The organism is Streptomyces sp. MMBL 11-1, from assembly GCF_028622875.1.
Lineage (GTDB): Bacteria > Actinomycetota > Actinomycetes > Streptomycetales > Streptomycetaceae > Streptomyces.
The window spans coordinates 6,821,994-6,846,252 of record NZ_CP117709.1 but is presented as its reverse complement, the minus strand read 5'-3'; the positions used below and the strand labels follow the sequence as shown (position 1 = coordinate 6,846,252).

General features: G+C 72.0%; 22 protein-coding genes. 8 read left to right on the top strand and 14 right to left on the bottom strand.

The genetic code is table 11. The annotated features are described in order from the left end of the window. Positions 1-3: 3 nt before the first annotated feature. On the bottom strand, positions 4-636 hold the full coding sequence (locus PSQ21_RS30320) for a DUF6338 family protein (RefSeq protein WP_274034493.1): 633 nt from the start codon (positions 634-636) through the stop codon (positions 4-6). Between the two features lie 129 nt (positions 637-765). Continuing rightward, positions 766-1,758 (bottom strand): fibronectin type III domain-containing protein, encoded by a 993-nt coding sequence (locus PSQ21_RS30315; protein ID WP_274034492.1) that lies wholly within the window; start codon positions 1,756-1,758, stop codon positions 766-768. A 233-nt stretch (positions 1,759-1,991) separates the two neighbouring features. On the opposite strand from PSQ21_RS30315, the gene PSQ21_RS30310 reads away from it, so the two are divergent. After that, positions 1,992-2,636 (top strand): TIGR03086 family metal-binding protein, encoded by a 645-nt coding sequence (locus PSQ21_RS30310; RefSeq protein ID WP_274034491.1) that lies wholly within the window; start codon positions 1,992-1,994, stop codon positions 2,634-2,636. A 75-nt stretch (positions 2,637-2,711) separates the two neighbouring features. Here the strand turns inward: PSQ21_RS30310 and PSQ21_RS30305 are convergent, their stop codons facing one another. The 12 genes from PSQ21_RS30305 to PSQ21_RS30250 all read right to left on the bottom strand — a co-directional run bounded on the left by PSQ21_RS30305 (position 2,712) and on the right by PSQ21_RS30250 (position 15,486). Then, positions 2,712-4,919, bottom strand: coding sequence for a HEAT repeat domain-containing protein (locus tag PSQ21_RS30305; protein WP_443334409.1), 2,208 nt, complete (start codon positions 4,917-4,919; stop codon positions 2,712-2,714). Between the two features lie 39 nt (positions 4,920-4,958). Beyond that, on the bottom strand, positions 4,959-5,642 hold the full coding sequence (locus PSQ21_RS30300) for an alpha/beta fold hydrolase (RefSeq protein WP_274034489.1): 684 nt from the start codon (positions 5,640-5,642) through the stop codon (positions 4,959-4,961). A gap of 92 nt (positions 5,643-5,734) precedes the next feature. Continuing rightward, the gene (locus PSQ21_RS30295; RefSeq protein WP_274034488.1) at positions 5,735-7,192 is read right to left on the bottom strand and encodes a nucleobase:cation symporter-2 family protein; all 1,458 of its coding nucleotides are present in this window, start codon (positions 7,190-7,192) and stop codon (positions 5,735-5,737) included. Between the two features lie 351 nt (positions 7,193-7,543). Next, positions 7,544-8,932 (bottom strand): 8-oxoguanine deaminase, encoded by a 1,389-nt coding sequence (locus PSQ21_RS30290; protein ID WP_274034487.1) that lies wholly within the window; start codon positions 8,930-8,932, stop codon positions 7,544-7,546. A 45-nt stretch (positions 8,933-8,977) separates the two neighbouring features. After that, positions 8,978-10,381, bottom strand: coding sequence for a nucleobase:cation symporter-2 family protein (locus PSQ21_RS30285; protein ID WP_274034486.1), 1,404 nt, complete (start codon positions 10,379-10,381; stop codon positions 8,978-8,980). A gap of 68 nt (positions 10,382-10,449) precedes the next feature. Beyond that, complete coding sequence (pucL, locus tag PSQ21_RS30280) at positions 10,450-11,373, bottom strand: factor-independent urate hydroxylase (protein WP_274034485.1); 924 nt, start codon at positions 11,371-11,373, stop codon at positions 10,450-10,452. A gap of 7 nt (positions 11,374-11,380) precedes the next feature. Then, positions 11,381-11,770 carry a hydroxyisourate hydrolase gene (gene uraH, locus PSQ21_RS30275; protein WP_274034484.1) on the bottom strand — a complete coding sequence of 130 codons (390 nt, stop codon included), beginning with the start codon at positions 11,768-11,770 and terminating at the stop codon, positions 11,381-11,383. A gap of 20 nt (positions 11,771-11,790) precedes the next feature. After that, the gene (gene uraD / locus PSQ21_RS30270) at positions 11,791-12,327 is read right to left on the bottom strand and encodes a 2-oxo-4-hydroxy-4-carboxy-5-ureidoimidazoline decarboxylase (RefSeq protein ID WP_274034483.1); all 537 of its coding nucleotides are present in this window, start codon (positions 12,325-12,327) and stop codon (positions 11,791-11,793) included. 164 nt (positions 12,328-12,491) lie between these two features. Further along, positions 12,492-12,812, bottom strand: coding sequence for a helix-turn-helix domain-containing protein (locus PSQ21_RS30265; protein WP_274036012.1), 321 nt, complete (start codon positions 12,810-12,812; stop codon positions 12,492-12,494). A 113-nt stretch (positions 12,813-12,925) separates the two neighbouring features. Beyond that, the gene (locus PSQ21_RS30260; RefSeq protein ID WP_274034482.1) at positions 12,926-13,177 is read right to left on the bottom strand and encodes a thiamine-binding protein; all 252 of its coding nucleotides are present in this window, start codon (positions 13,175-13,177) and stop codon (positions 12,926-12,928) included. A 108-nt stretch (positions 13,178-13,285) separates the two neighbouring features. Then, positions 13,286-14,524, bottom strand: coding sequence for a lactonase family protein (locus PSQ21_RS30255; RefSeq protein ID WP_274034481.1), 1,239 nt, complete (start codon positions 14,522-14,524; stop codon positions 13,286-13,288). 122 nt (positions 14,525-14,646) lie between these two features. Next, positions 14,647-15,486: a GntR family transcriptional regulator gene (locus tag PSQ21_RS30250; RefSeq protein ID WP_274034480.1), complete on the bottom strand. Its 840-nt coding sequence runs from the start codon at positions 15,484-15,486 to the stop codon at positions 14,647-14,649. 342 nt (positions 15,487-15,828) lie between these two features. Here PSQ21_RS30250 and PSQ21_RS30245 point away from each other — a divergent pair, with 342 nt between their 5' ends. From PSQ21_RS30245 to PSQ21_RS30215, 7 genes are all read left to right on the top strand, one after another. Beyond that, the gene (locus PSQ21_RS30245) at positions 15,829-17,097 is read left to right on the top strand and encodes an extracellular solute-binding protein (RefSeq protein WP_274034479.1); all 1,269 of its coding nucleotides are present in this window, start codon (positions 15,829-15,831) and stop codon (positions 17,095-17,097) included. 41 nt (positions 17,098-17,138) lie between these two features. Continuing rightward, positions 17,139-18,131, top strand: a complete 993-nt coding sequence (locus PSQ21_RS30240; protein ID WP_274034478.1) for a carbohydrate ABC transporter permease — start codon at positions 17,139-17,141, stop codon at positions 18,129-18,131. Continuing rightward, the gene (locus PSQ21_RS30235) at positions 18,128-19,009 is read left to right on the top strand and encodes a carbohydrate ABC transporter permease (protein WP_274034477.1); all 882 of its coding nucleotides are present in this window, start codon (positions 18,128-18,130) and stop codon (positions 19,007-19,009) included. Before PSQ21_RS30240 ends, PSQ21_RS30235 begins: the two co-directional genes overlap by 4 nt. Before the next feature lie 73 nt (positions 19,010-19,082). Continuing rightward, the gene (locus PSQ21_RS30230) at positions 19,083-20,717 is read left to right on the top strand and encodes a beta-N-acetylhexosaminidase (protein ID WP_274034476.1); all 1,635 of its coding nucleotides are present in this window, start codon (positions 19,083-19,085) and stop codon (positions 20,715-20,717) included. Positions 20,718-20,754: 37 nt separating this feature from the next. Then, entirely contained in the window at positions 20,755-22,203 is a 1,449-nt protein-coding gene (locus tag PSQ21_RS30225; RefSeq protein ID WP_274034475.1) for a cellulose binding domain-containing protein, read from the top strand. Between the two features lie 215 nt (positions 22,204-22,418). Continuing rightward, entirely contained in the window at positions 22,419-23,258 is an 840-nt protein-coding gene (locus PSQ21_RS30220) for a TIM barrel protein (RefSeq protein ID WP_274034474.1), read from the top strand. Between the two features lie 88 nt (positions 23,259-23,346). Continuing rightward, positions 23,347-24,240 carry a 2-hydroxy-3-oxopropionate reductase gene (locus PSQ21_RS30215; RefSeq protein WP_274034473.1) on the top strand — a complete coding sequence of 298 codons (894 nt, stop codon included), beginning with the start codon at positions 23,347-23,349 and terminating at the stop codon, positions 24,238-24,240. The last annotated feature ends 19 nt before the right edge of the window (positions 24,241-24,259 follow it).

The following is a 24,259-nucleotide window of genomic DNA, read 5'->3' as shown; positions in this document are numbered from 1 at the left end:
CGGTCAGTCACTCCCTCCGGCCGCTGACGCGGCGGGCGGCAGCAGCACCTCCAGCACGTCCACATCGGCCGCCCGCACATACACGCCGGCGGTGCCCGGCACCTTCCCCAGGAAGGAGCCGTCGGGCCCCATCCGGTACTGGGCCTGAAGATAGAGGTCACCCGGCTGCGGATAGGCCGAGACGGCCGACCCCGAACCGAGCCAACCCCCGACCCACAGACCGCTTTTGAGGCGCACCCGGACGAAGCACGATCCCCGGTCGCGGAAGAGGGCGTCCCAGGCGGTCGGCGTCGGTTCGTACCGCGCCCGGGCGCGCCGCCGCCACCACACCGCCTCCGCCCAGGCCAGCGCGGACGGCACGGCGACGATCAGCAGCAGCGCGGCGAGCCCCGCCTGGCGCGGCTGACGCAGCACCCCGGCCACCGGCCCGTCCCCTCCCCCGGCCAGCAGCCGCACCAGCCACGGCCCGGCGACCACCGCGTAGACGGTGTCGAGCAGGGCGCCTGCGGCGATGGCGCGCACCAGCCGGTTCTGCGGCTCCTGCTCACTGGCGAGGGAGCCGCGCAGCCGTTCCCGCACCGCCTGGTAGAAGAACCCCGGCAGCACGAGGACCAGCAGAATGACCAACTGCCCCACTGTCCCCGGAACCATCGTGGTGCCGCACCCCCGTGCTCATCGCCGCGGCAGCGTCGCCGCCGCCCCAGGATGGACCATGGACCCCGGCCGGCCCAAGCCCCCGAGGGCCCCGGAAGGCCCCGCCGGATGTCAGTCCGTCAGGACCACCGTCCGCTGGGCCGAGAAGTCACCCCACGTGCCGTCCGGAAGCTTGGCCCTGAGCTTCACCGAATAGCGGGTGCCCGCCGGTTCGGGGAGGTCGAGCCGGTAGGTGGCACGGCCCTTGGGGGGCGTACCGCCCCAGACGATGGTGGTGGTCAGCTTGCCGTTCATGTACAGCTCGTAGGCGGGGATGGTGCCGCCCGTGTCGGGCTGGTCCCAGGACAGGTCCAGGGTGAACAGGCCGCCCTCCTTGCCGACCTCGGTCCGCAGCCCGGTGGGGGCGGTGCTCGCGGGGGCGCCGGGCGCGGACGCGGTGGTGAGGTCGAGGGTGTTGCTGTCGGCCGAGGACTTGTCGGAGGCGTCGCGGGCCCGGACGGTGAAGGTGTAGACGGTCCCCGGGCGCAGCCCCGTGAGCTTCGCCGTGGTCTCGGAGGCGGGAACGCTGTGGATCCGGGAGTCCTCCTGGTAGATGTCGTACGAGGTGACACCGACGTCGTCCTTGGCCGCGCCCCAGGTGAGCGTGGCCCCACGGCTGCCGTCGGCGCGGCCGGTCAGCTTCGCCGGGACGGTGGGGGGCTCGTCGTCCTTGGGCGGGGTGGCCTGGGTGGTGACGGGGACGGCCTTGCTGGGCGCGGAGAGGTTCCCGGCCGTGTCCTTGGCCCGGACGCTGAAGGTGTAGTCCGTCGAGGCCGTCAGACCGTTGACGTCGATCATGGTCTTCGTCGCGGGGACGCTCTTGACCTTGCTCTTTCCCCGGTAGACCTCGTAGCCGGCGACCTTCTCGTCGTCGGGGGCGGCCTTCCACATGACGTGCACGGAGGTGGAGCTGCTGGCCTGGGCGGTGACGTTCGCCGGGGTGCCGGGCGGCTGGGTGTCGGCTTCGGCGGAACCACCGCAGGCGGAGAGGAGGGGGGTGAGAAGCAGGGCGGAGCAGGTCAACGCGGCAGAGATGTGGGGGCGTTGCACGGTGGTGCCTTCCATCCGGACAGCAATGGTCCAGACCTGTATGCCATGGTGCGGGGGTCGCCGACAAGAGGACGGCGAGGAACCTTCCGCTATGTGACGGTGTGCGCCACCCGTCCGCCCGCCCGCCCGCGGTCCGGGCAGGACACGGGGCATGGGTCTTGGGTCGCGGGGCGCGGGGCGCGGGTGGCGGGGCGCGGGTGGCGGGTGGCGGGGCGATGAGTTTTCGGTGGTCGAGGGGTCTTCCCTGTATGGACGCACAGGAGAACCCCGTGTCGGATGCCGCCGCTCCTCCCGACCTGGAGCCCGCCGCCCGACGGATCGCCGCGCTGCTCGGTCCGCTCGACGACAGCCGGCTGGACGGCCCCACCCCCTGCCCCGACTACGCCGTACGGGAGCTGCTCGGCCATCTCACCGGGCTGGCCACCGCCTTCCGCGACGCCGCCCGCAAGGATCTCGGGGCGAGCACCGACGTGTCCCCCGACGCCGCCCTCCCCGTCCTCGACGACGACTGGCGTGAGGTGCTGCCCCTTCGGCTGGACGAGATGGCGGCGGCCTGGCGCTCGCCCGACGCCTGGACGGGCATGACCCGGGCGGGCGGGGTGGAGCTGCCCGGCGAGGTGGCGGGGGCCGTCGCACTCAACGAACTCGTCGTCCACGGCTGGGACCTCGCCCGGTCGACCGGGCAGCCGTACGCGGCCGGGGAGGCCGAACTGCGTTCCTGCGAGGCCCTCCTCGCGCCGGTGGGAAGCGGCCCGGACAGCCCGGACCGCCCGGACGGCTCCGACGGCGGCAGTCTCTTCGGGCCGCCGGTCCCGGTGCCGGACGACGCCCCGCCGCTGGACCGGGTGATCGCTCTCAGCGGTCGCCGTCCGGACTGGCAGCCGGGCAGCTGAGAGGGGCGGGCCCCGGCGTCCCCGCCGCCTCACGGGCTCCGGACGCACGGCCCGGTTCGGATCGGGTCCGCAGGATCACGCACCCCTGACCGCCGCGCGCACCCGGGCGCGCAGCCGTTCGTCGGTGAGCTCGACCGTGCCGTCCAGCCCGGACCTCACCACTCTCCTGTCCCGCTCCCCCAGCGCCGTGAGCCGCGCCCGGTGCTCGTCGGACAGGGCGTCCGTGCCGAACACCACCAGCGCGTCCACGGCCTCGAAGGGGGCCGTGGATGCTTCCGCCGCGTCGAGCAGCAGCCCGGCCACGTGCCCGGCGTCCAGCGCGTCGGGGGCGACGGCATGGAGGGCGAGGGCCACTGACGGCGTCTGCCGGGGGTCGTCGAGCAGTGCCTTCAGTACGGGGACGAGCGGCCGGCCCGCCGGGCCGAGGCCTCCCGCGGCCTCCGCCGCGCGGACCAGCGTCCAGCGCCGCCAGAGCCCGCCGCGGTCACCGAGCACTCCGGCCAGCACCGGAACCGCCTCCGCCGCGTCGCCGGTGATCCGGTGCAGGGCGACGGCGAGGGCGATGTCGTCGTCCATCTGGGGGTTGGTCCGCTCGGCGCCGGGGCTGTTGAGCGCGGCGCGCAGGGCGGGTACGAGCGACGAGGCGGCGGGCCCGACAGCGGCGGCGGCCTCCGCCGCCTCGCGTATCGCCCCGCCGGATCCCCCGCCTCCCCCGGCGCTCACCGCGAGCCGCTCCGCCAGCAGGGGAAGCAACGGCCCATCGTCACCGGCCAGTTCGTGGAGTGCGCGGGCCGCCTCGATCCGCTCCTCGGCCGGGCCCGTCCCCGTCCGCGCCCGCAGGGCGTCCGCCGCCTCGGCCCGGCGCCCGGGCGGGCAGACGGCGACCAGTGCCTTCGGCAGCACCCGGGGGTGCGTCGGCAGGGCGGCGAGCAGTTCCGGCACGGCGGCGGAGGCGTCCGGGCCCCAGGACGCGAGCAGTGCCGTCAGCCGGAACGGAGTGGTGCCGCCGGGTTCCATCGTGGCGAGCCGCCGCCGGACCGCCGCCAGCAGCTCCGGGTCGAACGGCACGACGGGGAGCGCCTCGGCGAGCCGGCCGGACGCGGCCTGCAACGCCCGGGGCCGCCGCTCCAGGTCCCGGGCGAGCAGGGGCGCGGCTCGTACCGGGTCGACGGTGACCAGGGCTTCGAGCGCGCGGTCCGCCGTATCGCCGTCGCCGGCCGAGCGGGCCGCCAGCAGATCGGCGGCGGGAGCGCCGGACGGGCCGAGCCGGCCGAGCGCCGACAGGGCGCCGGTCTCGTCGTCGGGCCCGTCCGCCAGGGCCGCCGATATCAGCGCGGGGGCCAGCCGCGCGGGCGCGGACCGGGAGAGCTCGCACGCCGTCGTGGCCGCCCATACCGCCTCGGTGCGGGCTTCGGGATCGTCGCTGCGCAGCGCGGCGTCGAGCAGCGCGAACACCGCCTCGCGGTCCGCCTCGGTGTCCCGCTCCAGCAGGGCCAGGGAGATGGCGTGCAGGGGTTCGTTCCGGGAGTGGTCGTGCCGGTCGGCGGCGAGGCGGTCCAGGGGCAGCAGGTCCAGCACGGCTTCGTGCTGGTCCCGGGTCCAGGGAAGCCCGGCGTCCAGGCAGGCCATCACGGCGGCGATCCGCAGCTCCGGCGGGCTGTCGGGGCCGACCGCCCGGGCCGCCGCGGGGGCGGCGCCCTCCGGATCCAACTCCACCAGGGACGTGAGCAGCTCGGCGCGGACAAGGGGATCCGTCTCGACCGCCGACCGCTCGCGGAGCGCCGGCACGGCGAGGGCGGCTCCCGCCGTCCCCGTCCACCCGGCGGCCCAGGCCGCCGCCTGGCGTACGGCACGGTCCCGGTGCTCCAATGAGGCCAGCAGCAACGGCAGTTGCGCGACGACGGCCCGGCGGCAGGCCGCCTCGTCGCTCTCCCCGGCCGCCCCGCCCCCGGCGGGTTCCGCCCCGGGGTCCGGGTCCGTGCCGCCCTCCGCCACGCCGCCGATCAGCAGGAGCACATCGACCGTGCGGATGCCCGCCGCGGCGATCCGGGCCAGGAACGGGACCGCCATCGCGGAGGCCTCGTACACCGATCCCTGGTGCAGGATGCTGCCGTACAGCTCGCTCTGTGCCTCCTCCGCCGCCGGGTCGTCGTCCCCGGCGAGTGCGCGCAGACAGCCGGGAACGTCCTCGGCGCTGCCGTAGGCGTGGGTGTACGACGCCCAGGGCTGCGCGTCCAGCTCGGCGTGGAACAGGGCACGGTCGAAGTCCATGGCGTCGATCATGGCAGCCGCCACTGACAGCGCCGTCGGCGCGGGAGCGCCTCAGCTGGTGAAGAACTCCGTGATGTGCGCGGCCACCTGGTCCGCCCGGGTCTCGTGCATCCGGTGGCCGCCCGGGACCGTGATCATCCGGCAGTCCGGGATGAGGGAGGCCACGTCGGCCTGGCGGTGCTGTTCCATCGCGCTTTCCGGGCCGCCGGTGATGATCATCGTCGGGGAGACGATGTCGCCGAGGGCCTCGTCGGCGTCCGGGCCGGGGTCGGCGAGCTGGTCGCGTACGGCGGGCACGGCGTTCTCGTCGTAGTCCACCGGGCCCTCGGCCCGGCCCGCCGGGCCCGGGTCGCCGGGGAACGGGGCCGGGGTCTCCACCAGCACCAGCCGCTCCACCCGGTCGGAGTGCTCCTGGGCGACCAGCCGGGCGACGACGCCGCCCATGCCGTGGCCGACGAGGCCGACCCGGTCCAGCTCCAGTTCGTCGAGGAAGCCCACGACGTCCTCGGCCATCAGGTCCAGGCCGTAGGCGTCGGGCCAGTCGCTCTCGCCGTGGCCGCGCAGGTCCAGGGCGAAGACCCGCCAGTCCTGGCCCAGCAGGGGGCCGGCCGCCTCCCAGTCCGCGGCCGAACCGCCGAGGCCGTGCAGCAGCACGACGGGCGAGCCGAACGCGTCGCCCCAGGTCCGGTACGCGAGGCGCACATCACCGACATCCACAACAGACTGATCTTCCATGCCCCTGACGCTACAGCCGACGGGCGCCGGTCGGCCGCCGGGGCCCCGCGTCGCGCGGGGCCCCGGGGTGCTCCGGTCCACATCCGCAGGGGTCAGTGGACGCCGACCCCGGCCGCGGCCGGCACCACGTGCTCGCCCGGTGCCTGCTCCTCGTCCGCCGCGTCCGGCTCGCGGCCCAGGTGGTTGAAGGCGAGGTTCAGCACGATCGCCACCACACAGCCGGTGGAGATGCCCGAGTCGAGGACCACCAGCAGGCTCTCCGGGAAGGCGTGGTAGAACTGCGGCGCCGCGATCGGGATCAGGCCGATGCCGAGGGCCGCCGCCACGATCAGCGCGTTCTCGCCCTTCTCCATGGCCGCGGTGGCCAGGGTCTGGATACCGCTGGCCGCGACCGTGCCGAAGAGGACGATGCCCGCGCCGCCGAGCACCGGCAGCGGTACGAGGGCGATGACGGAGGCCGCGACGGGGACCAGGCCGAGCACGATGAGGATGCCGCCGCCCGCGGCGACGACGAAGCGACTGCGGATCTTCGTCATGGCGACGAGGCCGACGTTCTGGGCGAAGGCGCTGCACATGAACCCGTTGAAGAGCGGGCTGATGGCGCTGCCGAGGGTGTCGGCGCGCAGACCGCCCTCGATGATCTTCTCGTCGGCCGGGCGGCCGACGATCTTGCCGAGGGCCAGCATGTCCGCGGTGGACTCGGTCATGCAGACCAGCATCACGATGCACATGGAGATGATGGCGGCGATCTCGAACTGCGGGGCGCCGAAGGCGAACGGCGTCGGGAAGCCGACCACGTCGGCCTCCTTGATGGCTCCGAAGTCGGTGATGCCGGCCGGGATGGCGATCAGGGTGCCGATGACCAGGCCGAGCAGGATCGCGATCTGCTGGAGGAAGCCGCGCAGGAGCTTGCGCAGAGCCAGCACGATGACCAGGGTCACGGCGGCCATGGTGATGTTGGTCATCGAACCGTAGTCGTCGGCCGTGGCGTTGCCGCCCTGGGACCAGTTGAAGGCGACCGGGAGGAGCGAGACGCCGATCAGAGTGATCACGGTGCCGGTGACGACGGGTGGGAAGAAGCGCACCAGTTTGCAGAAGTACGGAGCGAGGACGAACCCGAGAAGACTCGCGACGATGATCGCGCCGAAGATGACGGCTATCCCGTCGTGTCCCCGGTCCTTGCCTATGGCGATCATCGGGGCGACCCCGGCGAACGAGACGCCGTTGACGAAGGGCAGCCGGGCGCCGACCTTCCAGAAGCCGATGGTCTGGAGCAGGGTGGCGATCCCCGCCGTGAAGAGGCTCGCCCCCATCAGGAAGGCGGTCTCCTTGGCGGTGAGGCCGACGGCGGGCCCCACGATGAGCGGTGGGGCCACCACGCCCGCGTACATGGCGGCCACGTGCTGGAGGCCGCTGGTGAACATCTTCAGTGGGGGGAGGGTCTGGTCGACCGGGTGTTTCCGGTCGCCTCCCGCTTCCGCGGCGTTGTCGGCCGTCGTGTCGGGGGCGGCTGCATCTGCGTCTTTGCGAAACCTGGGCTTGGCGGCCACGGCGGTTCCTCCGGTCGGTTACACGTCGTCGGCGACGTGGGGTTCAGGGAGGTGGTGCGTAAGTGGTGCGGTGGTGCGGCTCTCTCAGGTGCTGCAGGTGGTGCAGGTGGGGCAGAAGGGGGGGTGCGGGAGCGGCTCGCACTGGGGGTGTGTGCGGGCAGCGTTCATCACCGGTCCGGCGGGCGCGCACCATGCGCGCGTCCGCCGGACCGGCTGCCGTGGACCCCGCTCGGGTCCACGGCGGCCGGTCTCGGGCCGTCCCCCTCGACCGGCCGGTCGGGGATACCGCGCGGAGCCGGGCTCCGCGGGGATGCCGCACGGAGTCGGACTCCGGCGGGGCACCGCTCGGAATCAGGCTCCGGCGGCGATCTGCGCGAGGCGGCGGGCCTCGTCGCGGGTGACCCGGGCGATCGCGTCCTCGTCCACCGTGGTGAGGTGGCTGCCCTCGACGACCGGCTTGCCGTCGACGAGGGAGAGGGTCACCGGGGCGGCCGCGCCGAAGATGAGCGCGGTCACCGGGTCGGCGATCGAGGAGTGGGCCAGGGTGTCCAGCTTCCACAGGACGAGGTCGGCGAGCTTGCCGGCCTCCAGGGAGCCGATCTGGTCGGCGCGGCCCAGGACCTGGGCCCCGCCGAAGGTCCCGAGGCGCAGGGCCTGACGGGCGTTCAGGGCTGCCTCGCGGTGGGCGCCGAGGCGGTTGATGAGCAGGGCGTTGCGCAGCTCGGTGTGGAGTTCGCCGGACTCGTTGGAGGCGGTGCCGTCCACGCCGAGGCCGACGGGAACACCGGCGGCCAGCATGTCGGGGACCCGGGCGATCCCGGCGGCGAGGCGCGCGTTGGAGGACGGGCAGTGGGCGACGCCCGTTCCCGTACGGGCGAAGGCGGCGATGTCGGAGTCGTTCATGTGGACGCAGTGGGCCATCCACACGTCGTCGCCGAGCCAGCCGGTCGACTCGAAGTAGTCGGTCGGGCCCATCCCGAACAGCTCCTTGCAGAACTGCTCCTCCTCGACGGTCTCCGAGCCGTGGGTGTGCAGCCGTACACCCTTGCGCCGGGCCAACTCGGCGCCCTGGCGCATCAGTTCGGTCGAGACCGAGAACGGCGAGCAGGGCGCGACGGCGACCTGGGTCATGGCGTCGAAGGAGGCGTCGTGGTGGGCGTCGACGGTGGCCTCGGTGGCGGCGAGCGCGCCTTCCAGGGTCTCGACGGCGAAGTCCGGGGGCAGGCCGCCGTCCTTCTCGCTGCGGTCCATGGAGCCCCGGGCGAGGGTGAACCGTACGCCCATGTCACGGGCGGCGCCGATGATCGCGCCGGAGAGGTCGCCGGAGCCCTTCGGGAAGACGTAGTGGTGGTCCATGGCGGTGGTGACGCCGCCGCGGGCCATCATGGCGAGCGAGCCCTGCGCGGCGGCCCGGGCCATCGGCTCGTCGATGCGTGCCCAGGTCGGGTAGAGCGCGACCAGCCAGTTGAAGAGGTTGTGGTCGGTGGCCAGACCCCGGGTGATCCACTGGTAGAAGTGGTGGTGGGTGTTGACCAGGCCGGGGGTGGCGAGGTGCCCGGTGCCGTCGATCCGCCGGACGACTCCGGTCAGGCCCTCGGGGGCCTTGCCGGCGCCGATGGACTCGATGCGGTTGCCCGCCACGACGATGTACCCGGACGCGTACTCCGTGTCGTGCGCGTCGACGGTGGCGATCGAACAGTTTTCGATGATGATGCGCTGAGGGTCTGCCGAAGCTGCCATGGCGCTTCCTTCTTCTCTCTGTGGCGATGTGGGCACGGCAGGACCCTAGGAGGATTTGAGTGCCACAGCGGTGCGGCTGTGGGTGCCGAGATGATGGAAGAACAGGTTGAGCACGACCGCGACCAGTGCCCCCGCGCTGATCCCGGAGCCGAGGACGGTCTGCGCCCAGGCCGGGAATCCGGCGTAGAAGGTGGGCGCGGCGAGCGGGATGATGCCCGCGCCGAGTGCGACGGCGACCAGGATGATGTTGGAGCTGTCGTCCAGGCCCGCCTCGGAGAGCGTGCGGATGCCGCTGACCGCGATGGAGCCGAAGAGGACGATGCCGGCGCCGCCGAGGACGGGCATCGGGACGAGCGAGACGACCGCGCCGAGCACCGGGAAGGCGCCGAGGACCAGCAGCGCGCCGCCGGCGGCCGCGACAACGTACCGGCTGCGTACGCGGGTCAGCGAGACGACACCGACGTTCTGGGCGAAGGCACTGGTGGGAAAGCCGCCGAAGACCGGGCCGAGGAGGGTGGCGATGCCGTCCGTGCGCAGGCCTCGGGTGATCGTACGGCCGTCGGTGCGGCGGTCGCAGATCTCGCCGAGGGCGAGCATCCCGGCCGAGGACTCCGTCATCAGGACGAGCATGACGATGCAGAGGGAGAGGATCGCGGCGGGGTGGAACTCCGGCGCGCCGAAGGCGAAGGGGGTCGGCAGGGCGGCGAGCGGCGCGGACTTCAGCGCGGAGAAGTCGGCGAGTCCGAACGGGATCGCGGCCAGCGTGCCGACGAACATGCCCATGAGCAGGGCCACTTGTTTGAGGAACCCTCGCCCGAAGCGCTGGATGAGCAGGATGACGACGAGCGTGAAGGCGGCCAGCGCCAGGTACTTCATGGCGCCGAAGTCGGCGGCGGTGGCGTCGCCGCCCTGCGCCCAGGCGACCGGGACCGGCATCAGGGTGACGCCGATGAGGGTGATGACCACACCGGTGACGAGCGGCGGGAAGAAGCGCAGCAGTCTGCCGAAGAAGGGGCCGACCGCCAGACAGAAGCCTCCGGCGACGAGCACCGCCCCGTAGATCGCGGGGAGTTGGTGGCCGGGCGCGCTGGTCTCGGCGATGGCGAGCATCGGCGCGATCCCGGCGGAGGAGGCTGCGTTGACGAAGGGCAGCCGGTTGCTGGCGAAGCGGCCGAGACCGACGGTCTGCAGGATGGTGGCGAGTCCGGCGATCAGGAGGCTCGCCGCGATGAGCCGGGTCATCCCGGCGGTGTCCAGGCCGACGGCCTGGCCGATGATGAGCGGAGGGGTGACGACGCCCGCGTACATGGCGGCGATGTGCTGGAGCGCGGCGGGGACGAGCCGCGCGGGAGGAAGCTTCTCGTCGACCGGGTGAACCGCCGTGTCGGCAGCGGTGATCGGTGAGGTGGTGCCTGGGCCTTCTGCCGGCCTCGTTGCAGGCTGTGCCATGGGTGTTCCCTCCGGGATGACCGGCCCCCGCCCGTCGTTACGCGGACGGCGGCCGGTTCAGTGCCGCGTCAGAGGTTGGTCATGTCGACCGGGATCTTCGGCTCGACGCCGTCCCGGAGCACGGTGGCCTCGATCAGACCGTAGGGACGGTCCGCCGCGAAGTAGACCTCATTGTCGTTCTTGAGGCCGAACGGTTCGAGGTCCACCAGGAAGTGGTGGTTGTTGGGCAGCGAGAAGCGGATCTCGTCGATCTCGCTGCGGCTGTTGATGATGCGCGAACCCATCTGGTACAGGGTCTGCTGGAGCGAGAGGGAGTACGTCTCGGCGAAGGCGTGGAGCATGTGCTTGCGCGCCTGCTCGTAGGACTTCTCCCAGTTCGGCATCCGCTGCTCGTCGCTGGTCCAGTTGTAGCGCCAGCGGGCGGAGACGTCCGTCGCCAGGATGCGGTCGTACGCCTCCTTGAGCGTCGTGTACCGGTCCTTGACGTAGCCCCAGAACTCGGAGTTGGTCGAGTTCATCACCGTCAGGTCCTTGAGGCCCGAGATGACCTCCCAGTTCTCCCCGTCGTAGGTGATCTGGGAGACGCGGGTCTCCTGGCCCTTGCGGACGAAGGAGTGCTTGACCTCGTCGGCGCCGATGAACTTCGAATTGCCGTCGGAGGTCGCGATGCGCTCCCAGCTGTACTCCTCGATCCGGATCCGGGCGCGGTGGATCGGCTCCTGGGAGGAGACGAAGTGCCGGGCGAGGTGGATGCCGAACTGCTCGGCGGACTCGATCCCGTGCTCCTTGGCGAACGCGAACACCGTGTTCTTGGTGGTGTCGGTCGGCAGGACGTTGGCGTTGGAGCCGGAGTAGTGGACATCGTCCATGTCGCCGGAGAGGGCGACCGAGACGTTCAGGTCCTTGATGTGGTGGGTGTCGCCGTCCCGCGTGATCTTTACGACGCGGTTCTCTGCTTTGCCGTACTGGTTCTGGCCGAGAATCGTGGGCATGTCGGTGCTAGCTCCCTCGGTAAACGGAGTAGCCGAACGGGTTGAGCAGCAGCGGTACGTGATAGTGCTCGCCCGGGGTGACCGCGAACGCGATGGTCACCTCCGGGAAGAACGCGCCGCTGTCCCTTACGCGGGGGGCGTCCTGCTGCGCCTCGGCTTGCTTCTTGGAAAAGTACGCCTCGGTATCGAATTCGAGACGCACATGGCTTGTTCCCTCCGGCAGTGCCGGGAGGTCCTTGCAACGCCCGTCCGCATCGGTCGCGGACGCTCCGAGCGTCACGTACGGCGCGTCGCTTCCACTGCGGGCGGCGAGCGAGACGGTGACGGACGCGGCGGGGCGGCCGATGCTGGTGTCCAGGATGTGGGTGGACACCGATGCGGTCGTGTCGGTACTCAAGACCGTCACTCTCCTAGATCTCAAGAGTCCTGTGCGGGAGCGCCCTCTGCGAGGGTCTCCGTCACGAGACGGGTCAGCCGGATGCGGTTGATCTTGCCCAGTTCGGTGCGCACGATCTCCTGCTCCTGCTCGGGCGAGTTCCCGATCCGGGACTTCACCGCGTCGCGCATCTGCTCACCGGTGGCACCGGTGGCACAGATCAGGAAGACATGTCCGAACCGCTCCTGGTAGGCCAGGTTCAGTTCGAGCATCTCGGTCTTGAGCTCCTCGGAGGCGCCGGCCATCCCCCGCTGCTCACGGGAGGAGGTCGGATCGCCGGGCTTCGGGCGGCCGATCGGCGGGTGGCCCGCCATCGCTTCGGCCAGGTCCTCCGCGGTGAGTTCCGCCATGGCGGCGTCGCTCGCGGAGAACAGGGCTTCTTCGGTGGCGTACGGGCGCCCGGCGAGGATGGCGTTTCCCCAGGCCGCACTGGCACAGACCTCGTGCAGTGCGGGGGTGGCCTCGCCGTCCGCCAGGGTGTTGAACCGGGCGAGGCCCGGTGTGGAGCTCGAAGTCACGGGAGCCTCCGTGGCTGCTTTTCGCTGTGCGTTGTTCGGGCTGCGGATAGCTAACGCCCTCCACAACACGACGTCAACACTTTGTTGAAATATCGCGAACGAAGAAAGCCGCCGTCCCGGCATGCGGACGGCGGCTTTCCTGTGCGTTCGGTGGTTTCGGCCAACTACTCACCCTTGGCCGCATGTTCCCTGTTCAGGTAGTTGTACACGGTGAACCGGGAGACGCCCAGGGCGCTCGCCACGGTCTCCACCCCGTGCCGTACGGAGAAGGCACCCCGTGCCTCCAGCGTCCGGACGACGCCCTGCTTGGCCTTGCGGTCCAGGTCGGCGAGCGGCATCCCGTGCCGTCGTTCCATCGCGGCGAGGATGTGGTCGAGCGATTCGGAGAGCTGCGGGAGACGTACGGCTATGACGTCCCGCCCCTCCCAGGCGAGGACGACGTCGTCCGGCTGGGCTTGATCCGGGCCCAGCAGCTCCGCGCCCATCGCGTCGACGAGCGGCTTGACCGCGGAGACCAGCGGATGGTCGAACGTCGCCGAAGGGTGGTCGGCTGCCAGGGGGGCGTCGGCCGCAGCCGGGGGGTGTTCGGTGGATCCGGTCACGGCGCGTCCCCCTCGACCACGTTCACCTGGAGCGATACCCGGGTGGCGCCCGAAGCCAGGGCCCGCCGCAGCAGGGAGTCGACGGCGGTGAGCACCGCGTCCGCGTCCCCTTCCGCCGTGTTGCCGAAGGGGCCGACGTCCACGGCGTCGAGCCCGGCGCCCTGGATCACCTCGCGGGCCACCACCGCGTGGGTGGGCGCTTCGTCGAGATCGAACGGCTCGGTGGTGAATTCCACCCTCAAGCGCACTGTGCCTCCCTGATGTCCTCGCCCCGGTGCGGGCCCCCGCGGCTCGGCCACGACTGTAACCGCTGGAGGGGGCCCGCCCCGGTGCGCGCGGGGCCCCGACGGCTCGGCTCAGGGAAGCGGCAGGACACAGACCGCGACCGGAGCCGGGAAGGGGGCGCCCGCAGCGGTCAGGGAGCCGTCGGAGCCGACCCCGAACACGGTGACGGTGGAGGAGCGCTGGTTCGCGGCGAAGAGCAGGGAGCTGTCCGGGGACAGGGCGAGCTGGCGGGGCCAGTCGCCGCCGACGGGCACGGTGTCCAGCAGTCGCAGGGCCGCCCCGCCGCTCTCCACGGCGTAACGGGTGAGGCTGTTGTGGCCCCGGTTGGCGAGATAGACGTACGCCCCGTCCCCGGTGACCACCGGCTGGGCGGGGTAGCTGGTGCCGGATCCCGTACCGGTGGACTGCCCGGACCCCGGGGTGAGAGCGCCCGTGGCGGGGTCGTACGCGCAGACGACCATGGTGTCGTCCAGCTCGCAGGCCAGGTACGCGAAGCGCCCGCCGGGATGGAAGGCCAGGTGGCGGGGGCCGGAGCCGGGAGCCAGAGCGGCCCGGGAGACCTCGGTGAGCGTCCCGGCCGACTCGTCGAGCGCGTACGTGTACACGGTGTCGGTGCCCAGGTCGACGGCGAGGACGTGGCCGCCGTCGGGTGAGGTGACGACCTGGTGGGCGTGCGGCCCGCCCTGGCCGGGTCCGGGCGGCAGCGAGCTGTGGGTGACCAGGTCGGTGCGCTCCCCCAGGGAGCCGTCCCCCGCGATCGGGTGCACGGCGACGCTGCCGGAGGTGTAGTTGGCGCTCAGCAGCCAGCGTCCGGACGGGTGGACGGAGAGGTGGGTGGGGCCGGAGCCGCCGGTGGAACGGCTGCCGAGCACCTCGTACCTCCCGTCCGGCGCGACCGCCACGGCGGTGACCGCGCCCGCGCCCTGCTCGGCGACCGCGTAGACGGTGGCGCCGGAGGGGTGGAGGGCCAGGTAGGAGGGGTTCTCGACGCCGGTGATCACCGGTCCGGGGGCGATCGCGCCGGTGCCGGTGTCGTACGCGGCGGTGCCGATGCCGGCGCCGCCTCCCGCCTCGGAGGTGTACGTGCCGAGGAGCAGCGGGCGGGTGGCGCGCGGGGCGGCCGGCACGGGAGTGGGACGGGCGGCCGCGGGGGCGGGGGCGGCGGCCAGGGCGGCCCCCGCGAGCAGACCGCCGAGGAGGCTCCGGCGACTGGGGCGGCCGGAGGCGGGAGCCTCGGAATCAGGGGCGGAAGCGGAAGCGGGGCCGGGGGCGCGGCCGGGGCCGGCTTTCGCGTGGTGGGCAGGCTTCATGCGAGGCACCTCGTGTGGGGGTTCGGTTGCTTCGGATGCGTCCGCCACCCTGACGCGCCCCCGGCCGTTCGACAAGAGGTGCAACCGGAGTTGCACCCTGCGCAACGCGACCGAAGGCGCGATCAGTCGCCCGCCTGGATGTCCCCCCTGGTGGAGGAGGCGATGGCGTCGCCGTGCGCGAAGTCGCCGGGCGGGATGCCCGGATGGTGCCCCTCCCGGTCGGGGGCGACCTCGGCCGCCGGGCCGAGCGCGAGCCGGGAGACGATCCGGTAGCGGTCGCCCCGGTAGAGCGAGTGGACGTACTCCACCGGACGGCCCGTGGTGTCGGAGGTCAGCCGCTCGAAGAGCAGCGCCGGCGACAGCTCCGGAACGTCGAGCAGCCCCGCCTCGGCGCGGGTGACGACGGTGGGCTCGATGGCCTGGACCGCCTCGTGGACGTGCACCCCGTGCGTGGAGCGCAGATGCTCGTACAGGTCGCCGCTCTCCAGCTCCCGTGCGCTGAGGCCCGGCACCAGCTCGGCCCGGATGTGCAGGTGCTCGATGGCCATCGGCGCACCGTCGACCAGCCGCAGCCGCGCCACGTAGACGATCTCGGCGGCGGGTGACATCCGCAGCTTGCGGCCGACCCGGGCCCCCGCCTGGAGCGTGGTGAACTCCAGCAGCCGGCTCGACCAGGCGCCCGCCGCCTGCGGCACGCTCAGCGCCCGGTCCCCGGCGACCAGCTCCTGGGTGATCTTGGCGGGGGCGACGAACATGCCCCGGCCGTGCTCGCGCACCAGGAGCCCGGCGGCGACCAGCTCGTCCACCGCCGCGCGCACGGTGGGCCGCGACACGCCGAGCAGGGCGCACAGGGCGCGCTCCGAGGGGATGGCGTCCCCAGGGCTGCGCGACTCGATCAGCTCCAGTACGGCCTCACGGGTCCGCTCCCGTTTGAGCACCGTCCCCGGCACGTCCGCGTCCACGCGCTCCCCTCCCGACAGCCCACATTTCCTTACCAGTTCATCACCAGCCCGATCGAACTGGCTTGCTGGTCAGGCGAAGTGTAGCGCCTTGCACACGAGACGCGAGCACTACTTCTCCGCGCGGATCACCAAATGCCCTTGTTACGCGAGGGGTTGACGGCATCAGTGGTCCATGCCACCTTCAACCCCCATCGAGAGGCGAGCTGTCCAGTGGACATCACTGGTCAGGTGGTCAGGTGCTCAGGTCACAGCCGGCCACGTCAGAGCCGGTCAGCTCCAACCAGTCAGTTCAGGTCAGGTCAGGTCAGGTCAGCCACATCAGTTCTGCTTCCGAGGTGAACCGTGAAGTACCGCTTGCTCGCCGGTGTGTCCGTGCTCGTCCTGACCACCGCGCTCAGTGCCTGTAGTTCGTCGTCCGGTTCCGACTCCGGGAACGGGGACGGCCGGACGACCGTGGACGTCTGGCTCATGCGCGACAGCGTCTCCGCCCGGTTCCAGAAGGAGTTCACGGCGGACTTCGAGAAGCGCCACCCCACGATCGACGTGAAGATCCAGATCCAGGAGTGGGACGGGATCGGCCAGAAGATCACCGCCGCCCTCGCGAGCAACGACGCCCCGGACGTCATCGAGGCGGGCAACACTCAGGTGGCGCAGTTCGCGGAGAGCGGCGGGCTGCTCGACCTCAGCGACCGGACCGAGGAGCTGAACGGCGAGGACTGGCTGAGCGGCCTGGCCGAGCCGGGGTCGTACGAGGGCAAGCAGTACGGCATCCCGTACTACGCGGCGAACCGGGTGGTCGTCTACCGCACCGACCTCTTCGAGAAGGCGGGCATCGACGCCGCGGCGATCAAGACCCGCGAGCAGTGGATCGATGCCACCGCCAAGCTGAACCGGGGCGGCACGCAGGGCATCTATCTGCCCGGGCAGATGTGGTACGCGCTGGCCGGGTTCATCTGGGACGAGGGCGGCGACCTGGCGCGCGAGTCCGGCGGGAAGTGGTCCGGCGCACTCCACACCCCCGAGGCACTGCGCGGCATGGCGTTCTACGCCCGGCTCCAGGCGCTCGGCAAGGGGCCCAAGGACTCCGACGAGGACGATCCGCCGCAGGCCGAGGTGATGGCGCAGGGGCAGGTGGCGCAGGTGATCTCCACGCCGGGCGGGGCGAGCGTCATCGCGGAGCAGAACCCCGGTCTCCAGGGCAAGCTCGCCTTCCTCCCGATCCCGGGCAAGACCGCCGGCACTCCGGGCGCGGTCTTCACCGGCGGCTCCGACCTGGTCGTGCCGGCCGCCGCGGCCCACCCCGACGAGGCGGTCACCTTCATCAAGGAGCTGACCGGGGACGCCTGGCAGAAGAAGCTCGCCGTCGCCATGAGCTATGTGCCGAACCGGACCACCCTGGCCTCCGCCGTGGCCGACGACCCGGGCGCCGCCGCGATGGCGGTCGGCGCGGCCAACGGGCACGCGACGCCCAACACCCCGGGCTGGGCGGCGGTCGAGGCGGAGAACCCGATCAAGGACTACATGACGGCCGTGCTCACCGGGGGCGATCCGGCGAAGGAGGCGGCGAAGGCCTCGGCGGACATCACCCGGGCCATGAACGCCGGTTCCTGACCCCGCTCCGCCCGCTCACGACCCGGACAAGGAGGCGTGCCGTGCCGGTCGTCGACCAACGGACCGCACCCCGCACACCCCGGCGGCGCCCGGCCTCGCGCCTCGTCGTCCGCAAGGCCGGGGGCCCGCCGCCGGGGCCCGGCCGGGCCCGCGGCCTCTGGCCGTACGCCCTGATCGCCCCCGCCGTCGGCGGCATGCTCTATCTGCTGGTCTACCCGCTGGTGCGGGCGGTCCTGATCTCGTTCCAGGACTTCCGCCTGCGCCAGCTGATCCGTGGAGACGCGGAGTTCGTCGGACTGCGGAACTACCGGACGCTGCTGGCCGACCCCAGGTTCTGGGAGGTGGTGCGGCGCACCTTCCTGTTCATGGCGGTCAACGTCGTCCTGATCATGGTGATCGCCACCCTGGTCGCGCTGATGGTGGAGCGGCTGGGCCGGATCGGGCGGACGGTGGTGCTGAGCTCGCTGGTGCTGGCCTGGGCGATGCCGGTGGTGGCGGCGACCACCGTCTTCCAGTGGCTGTTCCACTCGGAGTTCGGCATCGTCAACCGGACGCTGACCTCGCTCGGCTTCGACTCCTTCGACCGCTATCCGTGGTTCGCCAACGGCACCGCGGCCTTCGCGATCCTGGTGACGCTGATCGTCTGGCAGTCGGTGCCGTTCGCCGCGGTCACCCTGTACTCGGCGCTGACCACCGTGCCCCTGGAGCTGTACGAGTCGGCGCGGCTGGACGGGGCGGGCGCGGGGCGGATGTTCCGCTCGGTCACTTTCCCCATGCTGCGGCCGATCTTCCTGCTGGTCATCTCGCTGGAGGTGATCTGGACGTTCAAGGCGTTCGTCCAGATCTGGGTGATGACCCGGGGCGGCCCGGGTGACGCCACGACGATCCTGCCGGTCTACGCGGTCCAGACCGCTCTCTCCGGCCAGCGGTACGACCTGGGCTCCGCCGCCTCGATGGTCACCGTGGTCCTGATGTCCGGGGTGCTCGTCCTGTACTTCCGCCAGATGCTCCGCCAGGAGGACGAGACCCGATGAGCCCGCGCACCGCGCGTCCCCCCAGGGCCGCACGCCCCCGTAAGCCCGTACGCCCCCGCCTGCGGCGCCTCCCGCTGAACATCGCCGCCGCCGTGACCGTCGTCGTCTGTCTCTTCCCCGTCTACTGGATGATCTCCACGGCCTTCAAGCCGTCCAAGGACATCCGGTCCACCGATCCGCAGCTCCTCCCGCGGACCTGGACGCTCGACCACTTCCGCCGGGCCGTGGAGGCCGACGGGTTCGCTCTGTTCTGGCGCAACAGCATCCTGGTCACGCTGGGGGCCGTCCTGCTGGCGCTGCTGGTGGCGCTGGGCGCGGCGTTCGCCGTGGCGCGGATGCGGTGGAGGGGCCGGCGGCAGTTCATGCTGATGATCTTCATCGCGCAGATGGCGCCCTGGGAGTCCCTGATCATCCCGGTCTACATCATCTCGCGGGACACCGACATGCTCGACCGGCTGCCGACGCTGACGTTGATCTACTTCATGATCACGCTGCCGTTCACGGTCGTGGTGCTGCGGGGCTTCATCGGAACGATCCCACCGGAGCTGGAGGAGGCCGCGCAGGTCGACGGCTGTACCCGGACCGGGGCGTTCTGGCGCGTGGCGATGCCGCTGCTGGCGCCGGGGCTCATGGCGACGTCGCTGTTCGGCTTCATCACCGCCTGGAACGAGTTCGCCTACGCCAACTTCCTGATCATCAAGCAGCAGGACAACCGCACCCTGCCGGTCTGGCTGTCGTCCTTCCAGAACACGTTCGGTACCGACTGGGGCGCCACGATGGCCGCCTCCACCCTCTTCGCGCTGCCCGCCCTGGTGATCTTCCTGCTGCTCCAGCGCCATGTCACGTCCGGCTTCGCCGCCGGCGCCGTCAAGGGCTGAGCGGCGAAGTCCGCCCCGCCGCCCTCGCCCGCTCGCCTGCCCTCCCGCCCGCGAACCGAATCCGGAGGCCCCCGTGCCCGCATCGCGCCCAGCCCCCGCCGCCCTCTCCCTCGTCCCCCGGCCCACCAGGATCTCCTCGCTGGGCGGCCGGCTCACCCTCGACCGGGAGACCACCGTCCGGGCGCTGCCGGGTGCGGAGCCGGCGGCGGACCTGCTGCGTTCCCTGGTCGGCCGTGCCGCCGGGCTCCCGCTCTCCTCCGCCCCGGACGGCCGGGTCGTCCTCGCTCTGGACGACCGGCTCGGCGGCCTCGGCGAGGAGGGGTACGGGCTGACGGTCGCCCCGCAGGCCCTCCAGTTGCGTGCCGCCCATCTCACCGGGCTGCTCCGGGGCGTCCAGACGATCCGCCAACTCCTGCCCGCCGAGGCCCTGTCGGGCGGCTCCGCGACCCGGGGCTCCTGGGAACTGCCGTGCGTCGAGATCACCGACGTACCGGACCGGCCGTGGCGCGGGGCGATGCTGGACGTGGCGCGGCGCTTCCAGCCGGTCGGCTATCTGCGCCGGTACGTGGACCTGCTGGCGTTGCACAAGCTGAACGTCCTGCACCTCCACCTCACCGACGACCAGGGCTGGCGGATGCCGGTCGACGCCTACCCCCGGCTGATCTCGGTCGGCTCCCGGCGGGCCCGGTCCCAGAAGGGCCCGACCGGTCCGGACGGGGCGCACTTCGACGCGGTGCCGCACGAAGGGGCGTACACCAAGGCGGAGTTGAGAGGCCTCGTGCGGTACGCGGCGGAGCGCGGGGTCACCGTCGTGCCGGAGATCGAGATGCCCGGCCATGTGCGGGCGGCGCTCGCCGCCTACCCGGAGCTGGGCAACCACCCCAACCGTGAACTCGACGTGTGGACCCGCTGGGGGGTGTGCGACACGATCCTCGGCGTCCACGAGGGGGTCATCGACTTCTGCCGGGTCGTGCTGGAGGAGGTGATGGACGTCTTCCCTTCGCCGTACATCCACATCGGGGGCGAGGAGTGCCCGACCACCGAGTGGGAGCAGAGCCCTGCCGCAAGGGATCGCGCGGCGGCGCTGGGGCTCGCGGACCCGGCGGCGCTGCACGGCTGGTTCATGGGCCGGGTCGGGGCGTTCCTGGTGGAGCGCGGCCGGATTCCGCTCGGCTGGGTCGAGAACGGCTCCGAACTCCCACCGGAATTCACGGTGATGACCTGGCGTGACTCCTCGCACGCCCGGGCCGCCGCACGCCGGGGCCATCAGGTGATCGCCGCGCACCACCGGGCCACCTACCTCGACTACGCCCAGTCCGGCGACCCGTCCGAGCCGGTCGCCCAGCCCGGGGCGCCGGTCCCCCTGCACACGGTCCACCGCTACGAGCCGGCGCCTCCCGACTGGCCGGAGGCGGACCGGGCGCGGGTGCTCGGGACCCAGGCCCAGGTGTGGACCGAGTACGCCCGCACCCCCGAGGAGATCGAGTACCTCAGCTACCCACGGCTCTGCGCGCTGGCCGACCGGTCCTGGTCCGGCGGGCGCGGCGACTGGCCGGGGTTCGTCGAGCGGCTGCGTCACCACACCGCCCGGCTGGACGCCCTGGGCGTCCCCTACCGCCCCCTGGACGCGCGGTCGCTAGCGACCGAGAACGCACCGGCGCCCGCATCCGCGTCCCCGTCCGCAGGAACAGCGCGACTCCACCCGTAACCCGTCCCCCACCACCGTTCCGGAGAGGAACACGCCTGTGAACACCTCATCGAGCAGTCCCCGTCGAGGCAGGCTGCGCACCGCCGCCGCCTCGGCCGCCGCCGTGGCGCTGGCCGCCACCGGTCTGGCCGCGTTGCCGTCCTCGGCGTCCGCCGCGGCGGACGGGATCGTCGTCCAGTACCGTACGAGCGCGTCCGGCGCGAGCGCCGACCAGAGCGAGCCGTGGCTGAAGGTCCGTAACACCGGCTCCGCCTCCGTACCGCTGAGCAGCGTCAAGGTGCGCTACTACTTCAAGGCCGACTCCGCGTCCGCCGCCTACCGGTTCGCCTGTTCCTGGGCGGTGAAGGGGTGCGCGAACATCACCGGTACGTTCGGGACGCTCGCCGACCCGACCGCCACGGCCGACCGGTATCTGGAGATCGGCTTCACGGCCGGGTCCGGTTCGCTGGCGCCGGGGGCGGACACCGGGGACATGCAGCTCCGCTTCCACCAGAGCTCCTGGGCCCCGCTCGTCCAGTCCGACGACTACTCCTTCGGCGCGGACAGGACGGCGTACGGCGACTGGTCCAAGGTGACCGCCCATATCTCCGGGGCGACCGTGTGGGGCGAGGCTCCCGGGGGCAACGGCCCGACCGACCCGCCGGACCCGACGGACCCGCCCACCGACCCGCCGGGGAACGCGCCGACGCTGTTCGACGACTTCGACTACAGCTCCCACACCGACCCGGAGATCAACGCGAACGGCTGGAGCGTCCGGTCCAACTCCGGCGGCCCGGGGGTGCCGGGGGCGACCTGGGCGGCCGAGAACGTCACTTTCGCCGACCAGGGCGGAAACTCGGTGATGAACCTGGAGACCTCGACGGCCGGCACGGGGGCCTCGACCAAGCACACCGAGATCCTGACCAAGTCGATGAAGTTCAAGAACGGGACGTACGCGTCCCGGGTGAAGTTCAGCGACGCGCCGCGCTCGGGCCCGGACGGCGACCGGATCGTGCAGACGTTCTTCACGATCAACGACCTGAAGGCGCCGATGGCGGACGACTACGCGGAGTACGACTTCGAGTATCTGCCCAACGGCGGCTGGGGCGAGCCCGCGAACATCCTCTACACGACGTCGTGGGAGACCTACCGGCCCGACCCGTGGGAAGCGGTCAACGCGCACAGCGAGGTCCGGCAGTCGTACGCGGGCTGGCACGACCTGGTGGTGACGATCGACGACCACCGGATCACGTACTACGTCGACGGTCAGCACTTCGGGACGCACGGGTCGGCCTACCTGCCCGAGCGGCCGATGTCGATCAACTTCAACCAGTGGCTGATCGACCTCCAGGGGCAGCCGAGCACCACGCCCCGCGCCTACGACCAGCAGGTGGACTACGTCCTGCACGTGAAGGACCAGGTGCTGACCCCGGCACAGGTGAACGCGATGGTCGGGGCGTACCGCGGGGCGGGGACGAGCTTCGAGGACACGGTCCCGGGCGCGTAGCGGGGGTCCACACGGCGTGAGAGCCGGGCGGGGCGGGGGTCGAGAGCGGCCCCCGCCCCGCTTTCGTATGCCCGGAGGCGCCCCCGCCACCGATTCCGGGCGCCGCCGGCCGGGGCGAATTTCCCGGCACCTCTTGACAGCCCCGCCACCCTCCGGGCAATCTTCCGTTAAGCAGAAACTAACTTCCGCAATACGGAAGGAGCGCCGACATCCTCATGGGATACCCGGACCAGCGCTTCGATGTGAACCTTTCGATCCTCTTCACGGAACTCCCGCTCCTGGAGCGTCCCGCGGCAGCCGCCGCGGCGGGCTTCACGGCGGTCGAGCTGTGGTGGCCCTGGATCGAGACCCCCACCCCTCCGCAGGCGGAGCTCGACGCCCTCAAGAAGGCGCTCGACGACGCGGGCACCCAGCTGGTGGGGCTGAACTTCTACGCCGGACAGCTGCCCGGCCCCGACCGCGGCGCGCTCTCCGTGCCCGGCACGGAGTCGGACCGCTTCCGGGCCAACATCGAGGTGGCGGCCGACTTCGCCGCCTCGGTCGGCTGCACGGCGCTCAACGCGCTGTACGGCAACCGCGTCGAGGGCGCGGACCCGGCGGTGCAGGACGCGCTCGCCCTGGAGAACCTGGTGCTGGCCGCCCGCGCGGCGGACCGGATCGGGGCGATCCTCCTCGTCGAGACCCTCAACAAGCCGGAGTCGCCGCTCTATCCGCTGGTCAGCGCACCGGCCGCGATCGAGGTCGTCGACCAGGTCAACGCGGCGACGGGCCTCGGGAACGCCAAGTTCCTGCTGGACCTGTACCACCTGTCGATGAACGGCGAGGACCTGAGCCAGGTCATCAAGGCGTACGCCGCGAAGACCGGACACGTCCAGATCGCCGACAACCCGGGGCGCGGCGCGCCGGGCACCGGCTCGCTCCCGCTGGAGCGGCTCCTCGACGAGCTGAGGGACGCCGGCTACACGGGCCGGGTCGGCCTGGAGTACAAGCCGGGCGACCGGCCGAGCGCGGAGTCCTTCGACTGGCTCCCGGCGTCGGCCCGAGCGGCCCGCTGACCGGCCCCCTCGCTGCGGACGGGCCGGGGCGGCCCCGGTGGCGCGCCCGACCCCCTTACGTACACACGTTTTTCAGGAAGGCACCCTCATGAGCAACAACCTCCCCAAGGTTGCGTGGATCGGCCTCGGCATCATGGGATCCCCCATGTCCGAGAACCTGGTCAAGGCCGGTTACGACGTCACCGGATACACCCTGGAGCAGGACAAGGTCGACCGGCTGGTCGCGGCCGGCGGCAAGGGCGCCTCCTCGATCGCGGACGCGGTGAAGGACGCGGACGTCGTCATCACGATGGTGCCCGCCTCCCCGCAGGTCGAGGCCATCGCCTACGGCCCCGACGGCATCCTGGAGAACGCCAAGCGCGGCGCGCTGCTGGTGGACATGTCCTCCATCACCCCGCAGACCTCCGTGGACCTCGCCAGGAACGCGGCCGAGAAGGGCATCCGGGTCCTGGACGCGCCGGTCTCCGGCGGCGAGGCCGGCGCCATCGAGGCGGTCCTGTCCATCATGGTCGGCGGCGAGCAGGCGGACTTCGACGCCGCGAAGCCGCTGCTGGAGGCGCTCGGCAAGACCATCGTGCTCTGCGGCCCGCACGGCTCCGGCCAGACGGTGAAGGCGGCCAACCAGCTGATCGTCGCGGTCAACATCCAGGCCTGCGCCGAGGCCGTGGTCTTCCTGGAGAAGTCCGGGGTCGACCTCACCGCCGCACTCGACGTCCTGAACGGCGGCCTGGCCGGCTCGACCGTGCTGACCCGCAAGAAGGACAACTTCCTGAAGCGGGACTTCGCCCCCGGCTTCCGGATCGACCTGCACCACAAGGACATGGGCATCGTCACGGACGCCGCCCGCAACGTCGGCGCGGCCCTGCCCGTCGGCGGCGTGGTCGCCCAGCTGGTCGCCTCGCTGCGCGCCCAGGGCGACGGCGGCCTGGACCACTCGGCGCTGCTGCGCTCGGTCGAGCGGCTGTCCGGCTCCCAGGTCTGACCACCACGCTCCGCGAGGA